Below are 14,451 nucleotides of genomic sequence, written 5' to 3'. Positions count from 1 at the left end.
GGGCGACACCCGCCCGGGCCCGCGGCCGTCGCCGCCCTACCGGCTCTCGTCGGGGCGCGAGGCCGAGGTGTGCCGCTGGACGACCGCGTAGATCCCGAGCAGGGCGACGCCCGCGACCAGCGCCCACACCGGGCCGAGTCCGGGACCGTGCAGCACCCCCGCTTCCACATGTGCCCACACGCGATCGAGAATCCGTACCGCCGCGAATATCGTGACGAGTGCCCCCGCGACGGCGCACAGTGCCGCCGGAATTCCGGCCCGCAGGAAATCGTGAGAAATCTTCTTGAGGTTCATGACGGCAACGCTATGCACCGTCGAAGCCCGTCGATTCGGTTACAGGTAGGCGAGATTCTCCTACCGAGGAACGATGCGTCCCGCGCCTCCCTATACCTTGGTATAGAAGTCTGCGAGGGTTCTTCGGACGCTTTGAGGCGACCTTGTGCATCGCTTACGGTTGCGCCCGTGATCGATGTGAGACGGGCCCTGCACGAGCATCCGCGCATCGCGGACGCGGCCCTGGTGTTCGTGGCCGTCGGCCTGACGGTGCTCGTCCTGCGGGCCCAACTGTCGGATCTCTCCGTCTACCCGCAGCTGACCAGCGGCACCGGCCTCATCCGGATGCTGCCGGCCCACTGGCTGATCGGCGGCGACGCGGTTCCGCTGCTGGCCTGCCTGTCGCTCTTCTGGCGCAGGCGTCACCCTGTCGCGCTGGCACTGGCCCTCGTGGCCGCGGCAGTCGTCTGGCCGGTGGTCGTACCGCTGCTGATCGCACTGTTCACCGTGGCCGCCACCTGCCCGGGCCGGACCACGCTGCGGGTCACCGGGGTGGCCCTGCTGCCCGTGCCGGCGCATCTCGTCCTCGCCCCGTACACCGGGCCCCTGAGCGCGGCGACGGCCGTGTCCGCCGTGGCCCTCGTCGGGGCAGCGGTCGGGTGGGGGCTGAACGTCGCGGGGATACGGGAAAGGGCGCTGCGGGCGGAAGCGGACGCGGACCTGCGCGCCGCGCGAGCCCGACAACACGCCCGTGAGGAGATCGCCCGGGAGATGCACGACGTGCTCGCCCACCGCCTGACCCTGCTCAGCGTGCACGCCGGGGCCCTGGAATTCCACCGCACCGCCTCGCCTGCGGAGGTCGCCGAGGCCGTCGGCGTGATCCGGCAGAGCGCCGGGCAGGCACTGGAGGATCTCCAGGACGTGCTGCGCGTGCTGCGCACCCCGCAAGTCGACGCGCACGCCGAGCCCCCACAGCCCACCTTGGCCGACCTGGATCGGCTGATCGAGGAGGCGCGTGCCGCCGGTGCCGCCCTGGAGGTGCGCCGGGACGTGGAGGACCCGGCCACCATGGACCCGGCCACGAGCCGCGCCGCGTACCGCATCCTCCAGGAAGCCCTCACCAACCACCGCAAGCACGCGCCCCGCGGCCCCATGCGTCTGTCCCTGACCGGCGGGGCACAGGAAGGACTCACCATCACGGCCCGCAACCCGGTGCGGTCGCGGCCCACCACGCGGCCGACCGGGGCCGGCCAGGGCCTCATCGGGATGAACGAGCGAGCGGCCCTGGCCGGCGGCAGCATGCGCCGCGTGCTGACCGCCACCGACTTCTCCCTCGAGATCTGGCTACCGTGGACCAGGTGACCCGCGTTCTCCTCGTGGACGACGACCCGCTGGTGCGCTCCGGCCTGCGCCTGATGCTCTCCGGCGCACCGGACATCGAGGTGGTCGCCGAAGCCGCGGACGGAACGGACGTCCTGCCGCTCGTCGACGAGCACCACCCGGACCTGGTCCTCATGGACATCCGGATGCCACAGATGGACGGTCTGGCGGCCACCGCCGCACTGCGCCACAGGCCGCACGCGCCCGAGGTGCTGATCCTGACCACGTTCACCACCGACGGCTACGTCCTGGAGGCGTTGCGAGCCGGTGCGGCGGGATACGTCCTCAAGCACACACCGCCCGCCCAGATCGTCGCGGCGGTGCGGAATGTCGCGGCCGGTGAACCGGTCCTCTCACCGACAGCCGTCAAGCAACTGGTCGACGCCGTCACCTCCGCCGAGCACGAGGCCGCCGCCACGCAGCGCGACAGGCAGTCCGAGGCCGTACGACTCCTCGGACAGCTGGGGGAGAGGGAGCGGGAGGTGGCGCTCGCCGTGGGGCACGGCAGGACCAACGCCGAGATCGCCGCGTCGCTCTACATGAGCGTCCCCACGGTCAAGGCCCATGTGTCCCACATCCTCACCAAGCTCGATCTGAACAACCGGGTCCAGATCGCCTTGGTGGTGTATCGGGCGGGCCTCGTCTGACGTCGCCCGGCGCACCGCGCGGCGACCGCCACGGCCCGCTCCGGTTGCTGGACCGGCGAGCCCATTCGAAGATGGTGCCTGTCGCAGGCCGTTGAGTGATATCGCCTGTTCAGAGCACGCGTGCCGCGCGTGCCGGCCGGTGTCCGCCGGTGTCTGTGGCGCCGTGAACGATCTGCGTTGACTTCTCGCGCTCTGGTCGACGGACTGTCACCTTTGCGTACCGGCGCAGGGGCGAAGGAGGAACCCTTGCACAGCGCGTTCGCCCGGGTGTTCAAGACCCCTGACCTGCGTAAGAAGCTCTTGTTCACGCTCAGCATCATCGTGCTGTACCGGATCGGGGCGCACGTCCCCATCCCAGGCGTCAACTACAGAAGTGTCCAGGCCTGCGTGGATGCGGCGGCCTCGGGCAACAGCGGCCTGCTGGGCCTGGTGAACGCGTTCAGCGGCGGGGCCCTGCTGCAGATCACCGTCTTCGCGCTGGGCATCCTGCCCTACATCACGGCGAGCATCATTCTTCAGCTGCTGACCGTGGTCATTCCGAGGCTGGAGTCCCTGAAGAAGGAGGGCGCGGCCGGGCAGGGGAAGATCACCCAGTACACCCGCTATCTGACGGTCGCGCTGGCGGTCCTGCAAGGCACGGGCCTGGTCGCCACCGCTCGTACCGGTGCGCTGTTCCCCGGTTGTCCGTCGGCGGCGGGCATCGTGCCGGACACCTCGGTCCTCATCGCCGTGGTGATGGTGCTCTCGATCACCGCGGGAACGGCCTGCGTGATGTGGTTCGGCGAGCTGATCACCGACCGGGGCATCGGCAACGGAATGTCGCTCCTCATTTTCATCTCCATCGCCTCCACCCTCCCGGCCGCGCTGTGGGCCGTGAAGCTGCAGGGCAAGATCGCCGACGGGTGGCTCAGCTTCGGCATCGTCCTTCTCGTCGGATTCGCCATGGTCGGCCTGGTCGTATTCGTGGAACAGGCCCAGCGTCGTATCCCGGTCCAGTACGCGAAACGGATGGTCGGCCGCAAGTCGTACGGCGGAACGGCAACCTATATTCCGCTGAAGGTCAACCAGGCCGGTGTGGTGCCCGTGATCTTCGCGTCCTCCATCCTCTATCTCCCCGCGCTGATCGCACAGTTCTCGCACTCGAAGTCCGGCTGGGCGACCTGGATCACGAACAACCTGGTCCGGGGAGACCATCCGTTCTATGTGGCGGCGTACTTCCTGCTGATCGTGTTCTTCGCCTTCTTCTATGTGTCGATCACCTTCAACCCGGAGGAAGTGGCGGGGAACGTCAGACAGGCCGGCGGTTTCATCCCGGGTATCCGTGCGGGCCGCCCCACGGCCGAGTACCTGGCCTACGTCCTCAACAGACTGACCTGGCCGGGGTCGCTCTATCTGGGGTTGATCGCGCTGGTGCCCACCGTGGCGTTCGCCAGCTTCGGCGGCGCCAACCAGCTCACCGGAACGAGCATCCTGATCATCGTGAGTGTCGGCCTGGAGACGGTCAAACAGATCAACAGCCAGATCGAGCAGCACAACTATGAGGGCTTCCTGCGCTGAGCGGGGCAGGCAGGACAGCGGCTGTGCCCCAGTGGTCAGCCCGGCAGCGGTGTCCACGTGGTGGCGCCCGGCGTCCGGCCCGCCCGGGGGCAGTCGCTCTACTGCTGCCGCAGCTCCACCACGTCGGCGATCACGCAGCTCACGTTGTCGGGGCCGCCGGACCCGTTGGCGAGGGCGACAAGGTCGCGTACGGCCTGCTCGGGCTCGCCGACCTCTGAGAGCACCCGGCGGACTTCGGCGGTCGGGACGACGGTCGACAGGCCGTCGGAGCAGAGCAGGTACCGATCTCCCTGCCGGGCGTCGTGCAGGCGCATGTCGGCGGTGGAGTCGGCTCCTTGTCCCAGCGCACGCACCAACAGCGACCGCTGCGGATGGGAGGCGGCCTCCTCCGGACTGAGGCGTCCCTCGTCGACCATCGACTGCACCATGGTGTGGTCGTGCGTGATCTGGAACAGCTCTCCGTCGCGCAGGAGGTGGACGCGGGAGTCGCCGATGTGGACGAGGGCGAGCTGCGACCCGGTCCAGAGCATCGCGGTCAGCGTCGTGCCGGCCTCCTCGGGTGCGGCGCTGCTCCGGGCGACCCCGCGCACGGCCCGCTCGGCCTGTTCGACGGCGTCTGCGAGGACGTCGAGGAGGCTGCCGGCCGGGATGGCGTCGGTTTCGAGGTGCTTGAGCGCGTCGACGGCGGCGGCGCTCGCGGGAGCTCCCGCGGTGCCGTAGCCGTCGGCGACGGCGAGCAGCCGGGACCCGGCGTAGGCGGTGTCCTGGTTGCCGGCGCGGACATGCCCCGGGTCGGAGAGCGCGGCGTAGCGGATGCCGAGGGGCTTGGCTGTTGCGGACATGGCAGGGTCCTTCCAGGACAGGTGGTCGATGAGGAAGGTGGCCAGGTCCCGCCGTGCGGCGGTGTCGGCCTCGACCTGGGACCAGAACGCGCGGATCTCCTGAGCCGCCGGACCCGCCTCCAGCGTGCAGACGTGCTGGATGCGGGCCAGGGGCATCCCCAGGCGCCGGAGCCAGGCCACCAGTCGTGCCTGCTCCAGTTGGTCCGGTGCGTAGAGGCGGTAGCCGGTCACCGGGTCGACGCGGGCGGGGGGCAGCAGACCGAGTTCGTCGTAGAGACGCAGTGCCTTCGGCGACAGCCGGGACGCCTTCGCGAACGTCCCGATGGTCAGCAACCCCATGCTCGTTCCTCCTCATGCCGGGCACGTCGCCCGGCCCCACCGATGCTGTGGGCTTCCCCAAGGTGAAGGTCAACCGAGGTGTCGGTCGACGGATCGCGCCTCCGCCGCCGGGAGCCCGACGACAAGGATGCCCACCAGGCTCCCGGGAGTTGGATCACGCCAGCTCATGCCGGGTCGGCCGCCGTGCGTAGCTCACGCGCGGCGGCCCGGCCCACCTACGGCTCCGCCGATCACCGCGTGCGGAACGAGCCGTTCTCACGCATGATCACTCCAAGGCGCTGTCAGCGGTCGCGGCCTAGGTGTGCCGGCGGCGCGGCGGCACACCTACGAACGCCCGGATTCACCCTCCCACCCCGGCGGACGCCGAGCCCGCCCGCGCCCTGCAACCCGGGCCGGGCCGGCGCACCGCCGCGTGACATGGCCGGCGCCCGCCACACAGACTGCTCCGCCGGACCTCGTACGACGTCACGTTCATGCAGCTCAGAGGCGTGCGAGGGGTTCTTGTGGCGGCCAGGACCACTCCGAAACGGGAGGGCTGCCACGACCCCTCCGCACCGGGAAGGGGAAAACGCACGGCAGGTCTGCGGCTCGCACCACCTGACCGGCCGGTCCGTGCGGACCGCCGACAGTCCATCCGAAAGACGAAAGACGAACCAGTGGAACGGTGATCAACAGTGAGTGCAGAACTGTCGGGTACCACGGCCCTCGTGACGGGTGCCACCAGTGGCATCGGCCGCGCCGCGGCGATCGAGCTGGCCCGGCGCGGCGCCAAGGTCGTTGTCTCCGGACGCGACGAGGCCCGCGGACAGCAGGTCGTGGACGGCATCCGCGAGGCGGGCGGCGAGGCCCTGTTCCTGGCCGGCGACCTGAGCGACGCCGCCTCGGCGCGTTCCCTGGCCAACCGGGCCAAGGAGCAGGCCGGTCAGGTGGACGTGCTGGTGAACAACGCCGGCATCTTCCCCGTCGGTCCCACGCACGAGACCAGTGAGCAGGACTTCGAGTCGGTCTACGCCATCAACGTCAAGGCGCCGTTCTTCCTGGTGGCCGAGCTCGCTCCCGACATGGCGAGCCGCGGTCACGGCGCGATCGTCAACGTCACCACGATGGCTGCCGAGCTCGGTGCGTCCGGCGCGAGCCTGTACGGCTCCAGCAAGGCCGCTCTGACCCTGCTGACCAAGGCCTGGGCCGCCGAGTACGGCCCGTTCGGCGTCCGTGTCAACGCCGTCAGCCCCGGCCCGACGCGCACCGAGGGCACCTCCGGGATGGAGGAGAAGCTCAAGGCCATCGCCTCGGCGAGTCCGGCCGGTCGGGTGGGTACCGCGGAGGAGATCGCTTCGGCCATCGCCTATCTCGCCACGGACGCCGCCGGCTTCATCCATGGCGCGATCCTCGCCGTCGACGGCGGCCGCACGGCCGTCTGACCTTCCCCCCCCGGACCCGGCTGCGCATCGTGTCCCCGGCCGGGGGCGAACACTCCGGGCAACCGTTCCCGCCCATCACGAAGGCGGTCCGCCCGGCTCCCGCCCCTTCCCCGATCCACGGAGCACCGGCCCACTCCCGCCGCGGTGCCGCCCGGGTGGCCTAATCCGGCTGGTCGACTCATGGCGGCCCCGACAGGCTGACAGCGAGGAGGGGGCCGTTCTACGTTCAGGTTGGGAATCCGCATGAATTCGTCCCGAGCCGTGCCCAAGTACCGCCGCCTGCGCCGCGCCGCGGTGGCAGCACTCCTGGTGGCCGCCGCCACGACGCTCAGCGCCTGCGGTACCGAGCGGTCCGGCAGCGAAGCCGGCCAGGACCTGACCGGCGCGGCCAAGACCGAGGCCAAGTACGTGCCGTGCGGCGATCCGGCGCAGAAGCTGGAGACGATCGACCAGGACTTCCTCGACGGGCTCGCCGCCGCGGGAGGTCCGCCGCTGTACGACCTGTCGTACCCGGCCGCACGTGAGGTGCTGAACAAGCTTCAGGCCGGCCCCGTCGCGATGCTGCCCGCGCAGATCAGCGAGCGCAGTGTGCCCGGCGGTCCGACCGGCCCGGTGTCCGTGCACGTCGTCCGCCCCGACGGAGCCAAGGGTGACCTGCCCGGCATCGTCTACATCCACGGCGGTGGCTGGGTCCTGGGCAACTTCAAGACCCACGAGCGCCTGGTCAGGGAGATCGCCAACGGGGCCAAGGCCGCGGTCGTGTTCGTCGACTACACCCCGTCGCCCGAGGCCCAGTTCCCGGTCCCGATCGAGCAGGCGTACACCGTTGCCAAGTGGGTCGCCGACCATGGTGGCGAGATCGGTGTCGACTCCGACCGGCTGGCCGTGGCCGGTGACTCCGTCGGCGGTGACATGACCGCCGCCGTCACGATGATGGCCAAGCAGCGCGGAGGCCCGAACTTCCGGCAGCAGGTCCTGCTCTACCCCGTCACGGACGCGAACTTCGACACGCCGTCCTACCAGCGCTACGCCGAGAACTGCTGGCTCACCCGGCCTGCCATGAAGTGGTTCTGGGACGCCTACGCGCCCCGGGTCTCCGACCGCGCCAACCCGCTGGCGTCACCGTTGAAGGCAGACGTCTCCCAACTGCGCGACCTGCCGCCCGCCCTGGTGATCACTGACTCCGACGTGTTGGAGGACGCGGCCAAGGCCTACGCGGCCAAGTTGGGTCAAGCGGGGGTTCAGGTGACCTCGTCCCACTACAGCGGTGTCACCCACGACTTCATGATGCTCAACGCGCTCCGGGACACCCAGGCCAACAAGGACGCCGTCGCCGAGACCGCGGAAACCCTGCACGAGGCCCTCTACGCCCCGACCGCTCCGGCCGGCGGCAAGTAGCGGGGGCGCGCGGGCACGAACTCCACGCCCGTCGGGCACGCTTCCCGGTCGGCGCGGGGCGGTCGTCGCACCGCATGTCAGCGCAGGGCCGGTTCCCAGGACCAGCACTCAGGTCCTGGGAACCGGCGTCTGGCCGGGCACCCCGCCCCGAGACCCGTGGGCGTCACTGCCACTGCGACATGGCAGGCCGAGGGAACGGTGAGCAGGTACGGCACACGAACTCGGCGTCACTGTCGAACCTCCGCTGATCCGCCCCAGGACAACGTCCGGCAGGCGTGCACGGCGCCGCTCTGCCGCTCGGCTCACCGTCGGCCCTGCATGGCGGCGATGGCCTGGTGCACGGAAGAGATCACGACGGATCCTTCTCCCACGGCGGAGGCGACACGCTTCACCGAACCCGAACGCACGTCACCCACGGCGAAAACACCCGGGACGGACGACTCCATCCCCATGGGCCGGCGCCCACGGGAAAACGCGGACGTGTCGGTGACGTCGCTGCCGACGTGCACGAAGCCCTTGCCGTCGGTTTCCAGGAATCCGTCGAGCCATGTCGTGTTCGGTACGGCGCCGAGCATCAAGAAGGCACTGGACGCAGGGTGCACCGTTGATTCGCCGGTGACAGCGCTCCTCCACCGAACCGCCTCCAAGTGCTCCGCCCCTCGGAACTCGGCCACCTCGCTGCGTGTGTGTACGGAGATCTTGGGTGATGCCTCGATACGGGAGAGGAGGTACTGGGACATGGTGGTGGACAGGCCGGGGCGGCGCACCACCATGTGGACATGCGCGGCACTCTGCGACAGGAACACCGCTGCCTGCCCGGCGGAGTTGGCTCCGCCGACCACGAAGACATCCTCGTCCACACAGAAGGATCCCTCCAGGGCGGTTGCGGCGTAGTGCACGCCATTGCCCTCGAACCGGGGGAGTTCGGGCAGGTCGAGCCGCCTGTAGTGGGCGCCTGTGGCGACGACCACGGTCCGGGCCGAGAGCTGTTCGCCGTCGCTCAGGTGAAGGACGAAAGGTGCCTGGTCGCAGTCGAGCCTCACCACGGTGCGTGGAACCGCGATGCGTGCGCCGAACTTGCGTGCCTGGACCTGTGCGCGTGCGGCGAGCTCGTGACCGCTGATACCGAGCGGGAACCCGAGGTAGTTCTCGATCATCGAGGACGTGCCGGCCTGGCCTCCCGGCGCCGTGGCTTCGCACACGACGGTACTGAGTCCTTCGGAGGCCGCGTACACCGCCGCGGCCAGGCCTGCCGGTCCGGCGCCGACCACCACGACATCGACGGTACCGGTGTCGTCGATCGTCTCCCTGATGCCGAGGCACGCGGCAACCTGTGAGGTCGACGGGTTCTCCATATACACGCCTGGCCGGCATACGACCACCGGCCATTGAGTGACATTTTCCAGTGCGTAGTCACAGAGGGCGTCCTCGGCATCGGCGTTCTCGGTATCGATCTGGCGCACCGGATAATCGTTGCGTTCCAGGAAGCTGCGAATCCTCAGCATGTCGCCGGAGGTGCGAGGGCCCGCGAGCAAAACGGTTCCAAGCCCCAGGTGAATGTACCTGAGGCGCCTCAGGATGAAGGCTTGCAGGACGATGCGAGCAATATTGGGCTCGTTCGCGATCAAACGCCTCAATTGAGATGGCCGTAGCCGGACGACTGTGGACGCCTCGCGTGCCACCGCCTGTACGAGCGATTTCTGTCTGTTCAGCAGCGAGAGTTCTCCCGTGAACTCCCGGGCGCCATACACCGTGATAGTCCTTTGCTCGAGTGACTCGCCGGGCCTGCCTTGGTGATATATGTCGATTGTGCCGTCGAGGATCAAGTAGAAGTCGAAGTCCCGGGAGCCTCGATCGTAGAGAACCTGGCCAGGCTCCAGACGCTCTTCTGCTCCGTATGCCCGTACGCAGTCGATATGTCCATCCGTCAACTTCGGGAAGGCGGTTTCCGCATCCGCTCGGCTGAATACATCCTCGTCGTTCGTCATATGGCTCACCGCTTGCCTGTCCGTGATACCTCCAGATAGGCGGCCGGATCGGATCCATATCGCGCCTTGAAATGAGGTGTCCGACCGGCCGTGTGCGGGTCCGTGCGCCGTCAGCCGGAGGATGCGCCGCACCTCGCAGCCCACCAGTCTAGTTGCTGCTCAGGCGACCCGCATTACCTATAAGCGGCCTCACCGAGATGCGACGGGTCGGAAGACCCCATTCTATTTGTGCGACCGACGGAAGGGGTGTGCAATTTTCGAATAGCAGCGACAGAGCGCGCAGCGAGAAAGGTCATATTCTCTTCCCCACCGGCCATACTGGGACGCAGACTCGTCATGTCCACGACGGGCACAACACCTCCCGGGGTGGCGACGGTGGTCTGATGAACGGCCTTCGTGATCGTCTGTCACGCTCGGCCGCTCTCCTCGCCACTCGGGACGAGACAGGAGTTACCCCCTTCGCCGGCTATCGCGTCACTGGCTTCACGAATGACGAGGAAGCCGGCGTGGGCTTCGCCGACAAGGCGAAGTGGCTCCTTGAAGACGAACCCGAGAAGCTACCCACAGAATATTCGCCCGGTCCCGTATGGGAGCCCTGCACGGTAGTGGACCGCAATCTGTACACGGGTCAGAACCCGGCGTCGTCCGGTCCGTTGGCGGAGAAGTTCCTGCCGTTGCTCTCCTGAGGCTCCACCGGACCCCGGGGCCTGCAGAGCGAGGAAGCCGCACGCGACGGAGTGGGAGAAGGGCCGCGCGCCGTGGTGGCGCAGCACGGTCCGCAGAACCCGGCCGGGCGGTCCTCACCCGGCCGGGCTTTCGGCCACCGCCCTCCTCCGAAGGCGCTGACCTCGTTCAGCCTCCGCATGGCGTCCGGCGACAGTTCGGTGCGGGCCGCCGCCTCACCCGGCCGGTCCTCACCGACGCCGTTCGTACACCGTCACCCGCCGGCCGCGGATCCGCTCGTCCGCCACCACGGTGAAGAGCCGCTCCAACCCGGCGGACTTCGCCTTGTCCCGCTCCGTCAACACCGACCGTGCCGCCCCTGCCGTATCGGTGACCACGAGAATGCGTCGCTCTGCCGCCATGGCGGTCCGTATCCGGTTCGGGCCGGCCTCCTTGCCCTTCAAGGTGCCGGACTCCAGGGGGCTTTCGGCCAGTGCGATGTCCCGCAGTCCGGCGAAGTCGCCGGGGGAGACCAGCGCGGTGTCGCGCCGGTCCGCCGGTATGAAGAGCACCGCGTCCCCGGGTCTCTTCAACTGCCGCACTTCTTCGGCCACCGCCAGGACGTCGTCCACGCGACTGGCCGGAGACCGCTTGGCGAGCGACTGGGGCAGCAACGCCGCCACCGCCACCACGAGCACGGTCGGTACGAGCCACACAGTCGCTCTCGGGAACCGCGGCGCGGCCGAGCGAACTGCCGCATTCAGCGCCGCGCCGACCAGCAGGGCCAGACCCAGCATGCTGAACAGTACGTACCGGTCCAGGAACAGGGGCTGGACCAAGGCGATTCCGATGAGGCCGAGTTGCGGTACCGCGAGCAGCGGCAGCCCGACAGCGGCCGGTGACAGCCGGCCTGCCCGCGGCCGGTCCAGCAGCGCGCACAGACCGCCGATCGCCAGCAGGACCGCCGGGCCGATCAGCATCTGCCATGTCAGCGGCGGGATCCAGGCCACCTGACGGGCCTGCCCCCGGCTGAACAGAATCAGCGGCAGCGCGGCGACGACCGCGGCCGTCGCGCACATCGCCCATCGCGTCCACACGCCGCGCCGGGCCCTTGTCCAGAGCAGAGTCGCCATGTGCGCCGGCAGGATCAGCAGTGACAGCCAGTTCAGCAGGGCGCAGACGAGGACCGTGCCGCCGTACGCGGCCCAACGCGGCGCTCGGTGGCGCTTTTCGAGCAGCGTCACCAGCAGCAGTGTCGAGATCCCCGCTCCTGCCGCGATCAGCGCGTACGAGCGGCCTTCCTGGAGATGGAACTGCACGGCCGGAATCAGCCCGAACGTCAGTCCTCCCCCCACGCCCGCCCAGACCCCGGCCAGCCGATGGCCGACGGCGGCCACACAGCACGCCGCGACCGACATGGCCAGTACCGAGGGCAGCCGCAGAGTGGTGGTGCTCGGGCCGAAGCAGGCGAAGAGCCCGTGCATCAGCAGGTAGTAGAGGCCGTGTACGGCGTCGATGTGCCCCAACAGCCGCCAGGTGTCGGGGAGAGACCGTGAGGCGACGACCCAGGTCGCGGCTTCGTCCCGCCACAGACTGTGCTGCCGCGAGAGCCCCCACAGGCCGAGGGCGACGGTCCATGGCAGCGGGATCAGCCACACGTGAACGTGGCGCCGGAAGGCGGATAAGGCGAACTTCATGAAGAGGCTTTGTTCCTTGCAGGAGATGTACGCGCGCAAGCCGGCCGCGGACTTTCCCCAGGGACTCTCGCTCGGCGAGTGATCGGGTACGGGAAATTCACCGAGGCGGCGGGTCAGCGCAATGGCCGTGCCGCGGAGGACTGGCCGTCAACGCCGCGCTCGGGCACTTCTCGCGCCCTGCCCGCAACGCCGGGCGTCGTCTCGACCGCACAAGGCCGCGACGACACCTGGATGTTGGACAACTACCCCCGTGGCGCCACCCGTTGTCGGAGGTCAGCCGAGGGGGTGGACGTGCCGAGAAGTTATCGGACGAGAACCGTCGCCGACCAGTGATCGACTCCGTGATCACCATCACCGCTCAGGTGAGGAACCTCGACGCCGATCGGGTGGTCCCTGGAGGGATGCGGTGATGTGGGCGCTGCCGCACCGCGTCGCGGGCGAGGAATTCGGTCGCGTGCCGCGAAGTGATCCGTTAACTTGCGCCTGAGCGCAGTCAGGACGAGACGCGACCGTCAGGGGAGTCAGGCATGGGGACCGAAAGCATGCGAACCGACCGTCTGGGCCTACTGCTCGACCAGTTCGACAAGGCCAGGGAGATGGCCCAGGTGCGGCTGACGGGGCTCGGTGACGAGGAGTATCTGTGGGAGCCGGTGCCCGACTGCTGGTCGATCCGGCGCCGGGGTGAGGCGGCGACCCCCAGGGCGTTCGGGCCGGGCGAGTGGGTGCTGGATCTGGGCGCCGCGGACATCCCTGCGAGCGAATACGCCGAGGTCTCCCGGCAGGCCGCCGGCGGCATGACCGTTGCCAAGATCGCCGATGACTGGAGCGTGAGTGTCGAGCGGGTCGAGGAGATCCTCGCCCACACCGGTACGCCGGAGCCTGACCGGACGCAGGTCTCGACCATCGCGTGGCGGCTGGGGCACCTGCACTTCTGTTTCGCGGGCGGATGGGAGTGGGCCTTCGGGGAACGGCGGCATGAGCCGAAGACGCTGGTCGACTTCACCCCCTCCGCCGCCCTGGCGCTCGATCGGTTCTGGGCGCTGATCGACCGCTGGCGCGACAGCGTCGCCGCCGTCACCGACGAGCAGCTCGACACCGTCGGCTTCTCCCAGTACCCGTACGGTTCCGACCCCGACGACCCCTACGTCTCCGTGCTGGCGGGTTCCAACCTCGAATTCATCCACCACATGGCCGAGATCGCGTTGCTCCGCGACCTGTGGCAGTCCAGCGTCACCACTCAGGGGTAGGCCAGGGTGCGCCGCGAGGGTGGGCCACGGCGTTCCCGATCCACACGCCACGCGCGTGCACGCGGCCGCCCACTGCGGTGAAGGGCGTTGTGATCGCCACGGGCGGGAGCGACCCTCGGGCCACCGGCGAACCGGAGACCACGAGCCGGCGCAACACGGTGTGACGGCGCGTTCCTTCACTCACCCGGGTGAAACACGGACTGCACAGTGGGGTAAGGGGCATGGCCGGTGTGCCTCGGGGGAGAACTCCGGCGTGTGATGCCGTCGTCGGCATGTCGCGGACATGTCGCCGGTATGCCGCCGGTACAGAGGGGGTCTGCGCGTGAGCGTCGTCGTATTCACAGCGGACTTCGCCTCCGAGCACCAATGGGTGGCGGGGCGCTCCTGGGCCTATCCCGACGGTGGCCCCACCAACCCGGGAGACAACAAGCTGGACCACCTCACCGCTGATCCAGGACATTCTCGTACGGGCACGTTCCGCGCCACGCGCAGAGCCGACGGTCTGTGGGACACCGGCCTGCTGACCACCGAGGGCAGCGCGGACGGATTCATGGTGCGTACCGGGGACAGCCTGGACGCCAGGGTGCACTTGCCGATCGGGTCGGGTGCCTGGCCCGCGATCTGGACCTGGAGGGACGGGGGCAACGAGGTGGACGTGTTCGAGTACCACCCGGACAACCCCGACCTGCTGGAACTCAGCAACCACGTACGTGAGGGCCACCGATACGTGCGTGACGATGCCGTACGCCCGGGTGGTGTCGTCTCTCTGAGCGTGACGTTCGGCAGGCGCAGCGTCGTCTGGTCGCTCAACGGCAAGCGGGTCTTCGCCGACGGGGTGGGCGTCGGCCCCGACTGGCATGCCTATCTCATCGTCAACCTCTCGGTCTGCGCGGGCCGTTATCACCCGCCGCCCGACCCCGCGGTCACTGAGCTGTCCTACCAGGTGGAGAGCCTGGTCGTGCACCGCGCCGCGGTCCGGCCGTCGGTCGGCTGACGCGC

The 14,451-nt window shown here is 69.0% G+C and carries 12 protein-coding genes; 8 read left to right on the top strand and 4 right to left on the bottom strand.

The genetic code is table 11. The features are described from left to right. Nucleotides 1–36: 36 nt before the first annotated feature. Entirely contained in the window at nt 37–294 is a 258-nt protein-coding gene (locus tag ACFV0T_RS24805; protein ID WP_385783045.1) for a hypothetical protein, read from the bottom strand. Nucleotides 295–462: 168 nt separating this feature from the next. Between ACFV0T_RS24805 and ACFV0T_RS24800 the strand changes: the two genes are divergently transcribed. The 3 genes from ACFV0T_RS24800 (at nt 463) to secY (ending at nt 3,857) form a co-directional block, all read left to right on the top strand. After that, nucleotides 463–1,635: a sensor histidine kinase gene (locus ACFV0T_RS24800; protein ID WP_385783042.1), complete on the top strand. Its 1,173-nt coding sequence runs from the start codon at nt 463–465 to the stop codon at nt 1,633–1,635. After that, on the top strand, nt 1,623–2,300 hold the full coding sequence (locus tag ACFV0T_RS24795) for a response regulator (RefSeq protein WP_385783039.1): 678 nt from the start codon (nt 1,623–1,625) through the stop codon (nt 2,298–2,300). The genes ACFV0T_RS24800 and ACFV0T_RS24795 overlap by 13 nt, the downstream gene beginning before the upstream one ends. Nucleotides 2,301–2,546: 246 nt before the next feature. Continuing rightward, nucleotides 2,547–3,857: a preprotein translocase subunit SecY gene (secY, locus tag ACFV0T_RS24790; RefSeq protein ID WP_385783036.1), complete on the top strand. Its 1,311-nt coding sequence runs from the start codon at nt 2,547–2,549 to the stop codon at nt 3,855–3,857. A gap of 98 nt (nt 3,858–3,955) precedes the next feature. Here secY and ACFV0T_RS24785 read toward each other — a convergent pair whose 3' ends face one another. Further along, nucleotides 3,956–5,038: a MerR family transcriptional regulator gene (locus ACFV0T_RS24785; RefSeq protein ID WP_385783033.1), complete on the bottom strand. Its 1,083-nt coding sequence runs from the start codon at nt 5,036–5,038 to the stop codon at nt 3,956–3,958. Between the two features lie 674 nt (nt 5,039–5,712). On the opposite strand from ACFV0T_RS24785, the gene ACFV0T_RS24780 reads away from it, so the two are divergent. Together ACFV0T_RS24780 and ACFV0T_RS24775 are read left to right on the top strand one after the other, a co-directional pair. Further along, on the top strand, nt 5,713–6,459 hold the full coding sequence (locus ACFV0T_RS24780; protein WP_385783030.1) for an SDR family NAD(P)-dependent oxidoreductase: 747 nt from the start codon (nt 5,713–5,715) through the stop codon (nt 6,457–6,459). A 243-nt stretch (nt 6,460–6,702) separates the two neighbouring features. Next, on the top strand, nt 6,703–7,857 hold the full coding sequence (locus ACFV0T_RS24775) for an alpha/beta hydrolase (protein ID WP_385783027.1): 1,155 nt from the start codon (nt 6,703–6,705) through the stop codon (nt 7,855–7,857). Nucleotides 7,858–8,159: 302 nt separating this feature from the next. Here the strand turns inward: ACFV0T_RS24775 and ACFV0T_RS24770 are convergent, their stop codons facing one another. Continuing rightward, the gene (locus tag ACFV0T_RS24770) at nt 8,160–9,845 is read right to left on the bottom strand and encodes an FAD-dependent oxidoreductase (protein ID WP_385783024.1); all 1,686 of its coding nucleotides are present in this window, start codon (nt 9,843–9,845) and stop codon (nt 8,160–8,162) included. A 383-nt stretch (nt 9,846–10,228) separates the two neighbouring features. Here ACFV0T_RS24770 and ACFV0T_RS24765 point away from each other — a divergent pair, with 383 nt between their 5' ends. Beyond that, nucleotides 10,229–10,531, top strand: a complete 303-nt coding sequence (locus tag ACFV0T_RS24765) for a hypothetical protein (protein WP_385783022.1) — start codon at nt 10,229–10,231, stop codon at nt 10,529–10,531. Between the two features lie 228 nt (nt 10,532–10,759). Here ACFV0T_RS24765 and ACFV0T_RS24760 read toward each other — a convergent pair whose 3' ends face one another. After that, entirely contained in the window at nt 10,760–12,205 is a 1,446-nt protein-coding gene (locus tag ACFV0T_RS24760) for a hypothetical protein (RefSeq protein WP_385783019.1), read from the bottom strand. Nucleotides 12,206–12,732: 527 nt separating this feature from the next. On the opposite strand from ACFV0T_RS24760, the gene ACFV0T_RS24755 reads away from it, so the two are divergent. Together ACFV0T_RS24755 and ACFV0T_RS24750 are read left to right on the top strand one after the other, a co-directional pair. Then, the gene (locus ACFV0T_RS24755; RefSeq protein ID WP_385783017.1) at nt 12,733–13,452 is read left to right on the top strand and encodes a DinB family protein; all 720 of its coding nucleotides are present in this window, start codon (nt 12,733–12,735) and stop codon (nt 13,450–13,452) included. A 322-nt stretch (nt 13,453–13,774) separates the two neighbouring features. Continuing rightward, the gene (locus ACFV0T_RS24750) at nt 13,775–14,446 is read left to right on the top strand and encodes a beta-glucanase (protein ID WP_385783014.1); all 672 of its coding nucleotides are present in this window, start codon (nt 13,775–13,777) and stop codon (nt 14,444–14,446) included. Nucleotides 14,447–14,451: the final 5 nt, after the last annotated feature.

This window comes from Streptomyces sp. NPDC059582, from assembly GCF_042735715.1.
Lineage (GTDB): Bacteria > Actinomycetota > Actinomycetes > Streptomycetales > Streptomycetaceae > Streptomyces.
The sequence above is the reverse complement of the archived record's forward strand: the minus strand, read 5'-3'. Positions and strand labels throughout refer to the sequence as shown.

Coding starts and splice junctions, on each gene's coding strand:
- ACFV0T_RS24805 (WP_385783045.1), bottom strand. CDS start 294: ATGAACCTCAAGAAGATTTCTCACGATTTCCTGCGGGCCGGAATTCCG.
- ACFV0T_RS24785 (WP_385783033.1), bottom strand. CDS start 5,038: ATGGGGTTGCTGACCATCGGGACGTTCGCGAAGGCGTCCCGGCTGTCG.
- ACFV0T_RS24775 (WP_385783027.1), top strand. CDS start 6,703: ATGAATTCGTCCCGAGCCGTGCCCAAGTACCGCCGCCTGCGCCGCGCC.
- ACFV0T_RS24770 (WP_385783024.1), bottom strand. CDS start 9,845: ATGACGAACGACGAGGATGTATTCAGCCGAGCGGATGCGGAAACCGCC.
- ACFV0T_RS24765 (WP_385783022.1), top strand. CDS start 10,229: ATGAACGGCCTTCGTGATCGTCTGTCACGCTCGGCCGCTCTCCTCGCC.
- ACFV0T_RS24760 (WP_385783019.1), bottom strand. CDS start 12,205: ATGAAGTTCGCCTTATCCGCCTTCCGGCGCCACGTTCACGTGTGGCTG.
- ACFV0T_RS24755 (WP_385783017.1), top strand. CDS start 12,733: ATGGGGACCGAAAGCATGCGAACCGACCGTCTGGGCCTACTGCTCGAC.